Origin of the sequence: Falsiroseomonas oryzae (genome assembly GCF_027856955.1) — a bacterium.
GTDB classification, from domain to species: domain Bacteria; phylum Pseudomonadota; class Alphaproteobacteria; order Acetobacterales; family Acetobacteraceae; genus Falsiroseomonas; species Falsiroseomonas oryzae.
In genome coordinates this window covers 1-4871 of sequence record NZ_JAPSMD010000402.1, presented here as the reverse complement: position 1 = coordinate 4871, position 4871 = coordinate 1, and the positions used below count along the sequence as shown (strand labels likewise).

The window sequence follows — 4871 nt, the reverse complement described above, 5'->3', positions numbered from 1 at the left end:
TGGCGGCGCCGCGCAGCCGCGCCCCGGTCTGGTCCAGCGCGGCCAGCAGTTCGGCCCGCGCCGGCACGGCGAGCTCCGCGGCGGCAGTCGGGGTCGGCGCGCGGCGGTCGGCGGCGAAGTCGATCAGCGTCGTGTCGGTCTCGTGGCCAACCGCGCTGATCAGCGGGATCGGGCAGGCGGCGGCGGCGCGCACCACCACCTCCTCGTTGAAGGCCATCAGGTCCTCGAGGCTGCCGCCGCCGCGCGCGACGATCAGCACGTCCGGGCGGGGAATGGGGCCGTCGGGCGGCAGCTCGCCGAAACCGGCGATGGCGGCGGCGATCCGCTCCGCAGCGCCCTGCCCCTGCACCGGCACGGGCCAGAGGATGATCCAGCGCGGGAAGCGGCGGGCGATGGTGGTCCGGATGTCCTGGATGACGGCGCCGGCCTCGCTGGTCACCACGCCGACCACGCGCGGCAGGGCGGGCAGGCGGCGCTTGCGGGACTCCTCGAACAGGCCCTCGGCCGCCAGCTTCACGCGCAGCTTCTCGATTCGCGCGAGCATCGCGCCCTCGCCGGCGTATTCCAGGCGGTCGATGACGAGCTGGTATTTCGAGCGGTCGGCGTAGGTGGTCAGGCGGCCGGTGGCGATCACCTCCACGCCGTTCTCCGGCTGCACCGACAGCCGCGGCACGCTGGTCTTCCAGACCACCGATTCGAGCTTCGCGTTCTCGTCCTTCAGCGACAGGTAGATGTGGCCGGACGGGTAGCGCTTGCACTCCGTGATCTCGCCGCGCACGCGCACCCGGCCGAAGGCGCCCTCCAGCGTGCGGCGCACGGCGCCGGAGATCTCGGAGACGCTGAATTCCGGGATGTTGTTGCTGGGCGCCGGCGTGCTGTCCATGGGCCGACCCTATGCTAGGACGCCGGCGGGCGGAACCTGTGCCGCGGAGGGATCGCATGCGCGTTCTGGTGGTGGGCGGCGGCGGCCGCGAGCATGCGCTGTGCTGGGCGCTGGCGGCGTCCCCCCTGCTGACGAAGCTGTGGTGCGCGCCGGGCAATCCGGGCATCGCGGAGCTGGCGGAGTGCGTGCCGATCGGCGCGACCGAGATCGCGAAGCTGGTCGGGTTCGCCAAGGTGGAGAAGGTGGACCTCGTGGTGGCCGGCCCGGAGGCGCCGCTGACGCTCGGCCTCGCGGATGCCTGCGCCGCTGCGGGCATCAAGTGCTTCGGCCCCACTGCCGCGGCGGCGCGGCTGGAAGGCAGCAAGGCCTTCACCAAGGAGGTCGCGGACGCCGCCGGCGTGCCGACCGCCGCCTGGGCCCGCTTCGAGGACCCGGCCGCCGCGCGCGCCTACATCCTCCAGCGGGGCGCGCCCATCGTTGTCAAGGCGGATGGGCTCGCGGCCGGCAAGGGCGTGGTTGTGGCGTCCACGGTGGAGGAGGCCGAGGCTGCGATCGCCGACATCATGGAAAGCCGCGTGCACGGCACCGCCGGCGCCTCCGTGGTGATCGAGGAATGTCTGCCGGGCGAGGAGGTCAGCTTCTTCGCGCTGTGCGACGGCACCACCGCGCTGCCGATGGCCGCGGCGCAGGACCACAAGCGCGTGGGCGAGGGCGACACGGGGCCGAACACCGGCGGCATGGGCGCCTATTCCCCGCCGCCCGCCTTCACGGATGCGCTCCGCGACGAGGCGATGGACCGCATCATCCGCCCGACCCTGGCCGAGATGGCGAAGCGCGGTGCGCCGTTCCAGGGCGTGCTGTTCGCCGGGCTGATGCTGACGGGTGATGGGCCGAAGCTGATCGAGTTCAACGTCCGCTTCGGCGACCCGGAATGCCAGGCGTTGATGCTGCGGCTGCGGTCCGACCTGCTGCCGGCGCTGCTGGCCGCCTGCGACGGCGAGTTGTCTCGCTTCGACCTGCGGTGGGAAGCGCATCCCAGCCTGGTCGTGGTGATGGCCGCCGAGGGCTATCCCGGCACGCCGCGCAAGGGCACGGAGATCCGCGGGCTGGAGCGCGCGGCCCAGGTGCCGGGCGTGCAGCTCTTCCACGCCGGCACGGCCCGGCGGGAGGACGGGGCGCTGGTGGCCGATGGCGGCCGCGTGCTGACGGTGGCCGCGACAGGCCAGACGCTGCGCGCGGCGCGGGACGCGGCCTACGCGGCAGTCGATGTGGTGGACTGGCCGGGCGGATTCTGCCGCCGCGATATCGGCTGGCGCGCGCTGTAGCCTACCCGAACAGCCACAGCGCCAGCAGCAGCAGCGGCAGGGCCAGCAGCAGCGCCACCGCGATCCGCAGCAGCCACAGCGCGAGCAGCACGAGGCCCTCGGCCGCGCGCGGACGGGCCGCGCCGCGTCCCGCGGCCTCGCTCGCCTTGTTCTCCGGTCGCGCCGCCCGTTCCACCCGCGCATCAGGCACCAGGGCCGCGCATCGCGCCAGCCCCATGTGCCACTTGGTTGACGGGGGCGCCACGCCGGCCCTTAAGGGCGGCGGCAAGGGGGACATGCGGGTGGATCGACCGCTCATCGCCATCGACGGCTACAACCTCGGGCTGGAGCAGGGCACCGGCGTCGCGACCTATGCGCGCGGGCTCTCGCGCCGGCTGCAGGCGCTGGGCGCCGAGGTGGGCGTGCTCTACGGCCACCGCTCCTCCTCCGGGCAGGACGGCCTGCTGCGGGAAGTGACCTTCTTCGACCCGCGCGGCGACATGCCGGGCTGGCAGAGGCCGATCGACGACGTCCTGCGCATGGTCCGCCTGCGCGCCGGCGTGGATGCCGTGCCGGTCCCGGTCGGCAGCGTCGAGACCACGGCGCTGGCCGCGCGCATGCCGGCCTTCGATCGGATCTGGAACGTGCCCGGCCTGTACCGCGCGGCCGTGCTGGGCTTCGGCGCGACGCACCGCTTCGGCCGCGTGCGCATCCCCGGCGGGCCGCGGCTGATGCACTGGACCTATCCGGTGCCGCTGGCCGCGGAGGGCATGCCCAACATCTACACCATCCACGACCTGGTGCCGCTGCGCCTGCCCTTCACCACGCTGGACAACAAGAAGCGCTACCTCGGCACGGTGCGCGGCATCGCGGAACGCGCGGCGCATATCGTCACCGTCAGCGAGGCCTCGAGGCGCGACGTCATCAACCTGCTGGGCGTGCCCGAGGCGAAGGTCACCAACACCTACCAGGCGGTGGAGATGCCGGACGTCGCCACGCTGAAGCCCGAGGCGATGGTGCGCGACGAGCTGCAGGGCTTCTTCGGCCTCGGCTGGCAGTCCTACTTCCTGTTCTTCGGCGCGATCGAGCCGAAGAAGAATGTCGGCCGGCTGATCGAGGCGCATCTCGCCTCCGGCTCGCCGCATCCGCTGGTGATCTGCGGCAAGCAGGCCTGGAACTCGCACAAGGAGCTCGCCCTGCTCTACGAGGACGACCGGCGGGAGTTCATGCCGAAGGGTCCGATCGAGGGCGTCCAGGGCCTGACGCGCCGGCTGCGCGACCGGATCATGCTGATCGACTACGTGCCGTTCCGGCTGCTGATGGGCCTGGTGCGCGGCGCGCGGGCGCTGCTGTTCCCCTCCCTGTACGAGGGCTTCGGCCTGCCGGTGGTGGAGGCCATGCATCTCGGCACGCCGGTGCTGACCTCCAACACCTCCTCGCTGCCGGAGGTGGCTGGCGATGCGGCGCTGCTGGTCGATCCCTACGACACCCGCGCCCTGGCGGAGGCGATCCAGCGGCTGGACACGGATGCGGCGCTGCGGTCGGAGCTGGCCGCACGCGGCCCGCGGCAGGCCGCGAAGTTCGGCGCCGAGCCTTATGCGAAGCGGCTGCGGGAGATGTATGCGGGGCTCGGCATCCGGCTCGACGGGCCGGGCTGAAGGCCGCCTCCAGGAAGGCTTTGCGCGCGACGCCGAGGCCGTGGCAGCCTCAGGCCGTCGCCATGGCGCGGCGCCCCGCCGTGCCGGCGCGCAGGCGGAGGGCCCTGCCATGGACGTGCCACGCTTTCCCCCGGCCAAGGCCAAGCTGGTGCTGCCGCCGCCCGGCGAGGCGGAGACCGGCGACGGCGACACGATGCGGCTCAGCGTGCCGTTCCGCCTGGTCTCGGTGGACACGCCGGAGAAGCGCAACTTCGCCGGCCCGCCGGAGCGGTCGCAGAAGCTGCTCGACGCGGCGCTGCTGGTGCTGGAAGGGCTGGAGCGGGACGGCAAGGTGCCGCGCGGCTTCGCCGCCTACTTCACGCCGCGCGTCCATGATGGCGGTGCGAAGCGGCACGACGCGGCGGCGGAGCGCGCCACCCGCGCGCTGCGCAGCATACGGTCGCAGCGCCTCGGCCGCAGCGGCGGGAAGCTGCGCGACCTGGCGGTGATCCTGGCCGGCGAGGCAGTGGATTCGAACGGGCGGATGCTGGCCTATGTCGCGCCCTTCCTGGAGAAGGCGGAGCGCGACCGGCTGGGCCCGGAGGCGAAGGAGCGGCGCACCTTCAACCTCGACCTGGTGGCGGAGGGCTTCGCGGCCAGCTTCCCGGTCTGGCCCTCCTTCCCGTCACGGCGGGAGGACTTCACGGGCTTCCTGGACGCGGCGGAGGATGCGCATCGCCGCGCGCTGGGCAGTTGGGGCAATGGCGGCGCAGGCACGCTGCTGACCGGCTACGAGTTCCGCGCCCTGGTGCGCATCGGCCGGCTGGCGGCGGAGGTGAAGGCCGGCAAGCGCACGGCGCGCCCCTCCGACTACCTGGCCGTCTTCGAGCGGCATTGCGTGGACCGCACGGGCGCGGAATGCGGGCGCTTCGGCTTCGTGGACGTGCCGCATGGCGCGCGCATCTGGGCCTGGACCAAGGCGGCCGTGCCGGCGCTGGCGGCGTGGCTTGCCGGCGCCCCTGTGCCGGCCGGCGCCGCCCTGCCGAG

At 73.4% G+C, this 4871-nt stretch carries 5 protein-coding genes; 3 read left to right on the top strand and 2 right to left on the bottom strand.

Annotated elements, in window-relative coordinates:
- A partial coding sequence (gene xseA, locus OZN99_RS25520) for an exodeoxyribonuclease VII large subunit (protein ID WP_270938049.1) occupies nucleotides 1-883 on the bottom strand: 883 nt, incomplete at its 3' end.
- Between the two features lie 56 nt (nucleotides 884-939).
- On the opposite strand from xseA, the gene purD reads away from it, so the two are divergent.
- The gene (gene purD / locus OZN99_RS25515; RefSeq protein ID WP_270938048.1) at nucleotides 940-2208 is read left to right on the top strand and encodes a phosphoribosylamine--glycine ligase; all 1269 of its coding nucleotides are present in this window, start codon (nucleotides 940-942) and stop codon (nucleotides 2206-2208) included.
- A 1-nt stretch (nucleotide 2209) separates the two neighbouring features.
- Here the strand turns inward: purD and OZN99_RS25510 are convergent, their stop codons facing one another.
- A complete protein-coding gene (locus tag OZN99_RS25510) occupies nucleotides 2210-2452 on the bottom strand; it encodes a hypothetical protein (RefSeq protein ID WP_270938047.1) in 243 nt (80 codons plus the stop codon).
- Between the two features lie 31 nt (nucleotides 2453-2483).
- Here OZN99_RS25510 and OZN99_RS25505 point away from each other — a divergent pair, with 31 nt between their 5' ends.
- Both OZN99_RS25505 and OZN99_RS25500 read left to right on the top strand, forming a co-directional pair.
- Complete coding sequence (locus tag OZN99_RS25505) at nucleotides 2484-3845, top strand: glycosyltransferase family 4 protein (protein WP_270938046.1); 1362 nt, start codon at nucleotides 2484-2486, stop codon at nucleotides 3843-3845.
- A 109-nt stretch (nucleotides 3846-3954) separates the two neighbouring features.
- Nucleotides 3955-4871: hypothetical protein (locus OZN99_RS25500; protein WP_270938045.1), on the top strand; the 917-nt coding region annotated here is incomplete at its 3' end.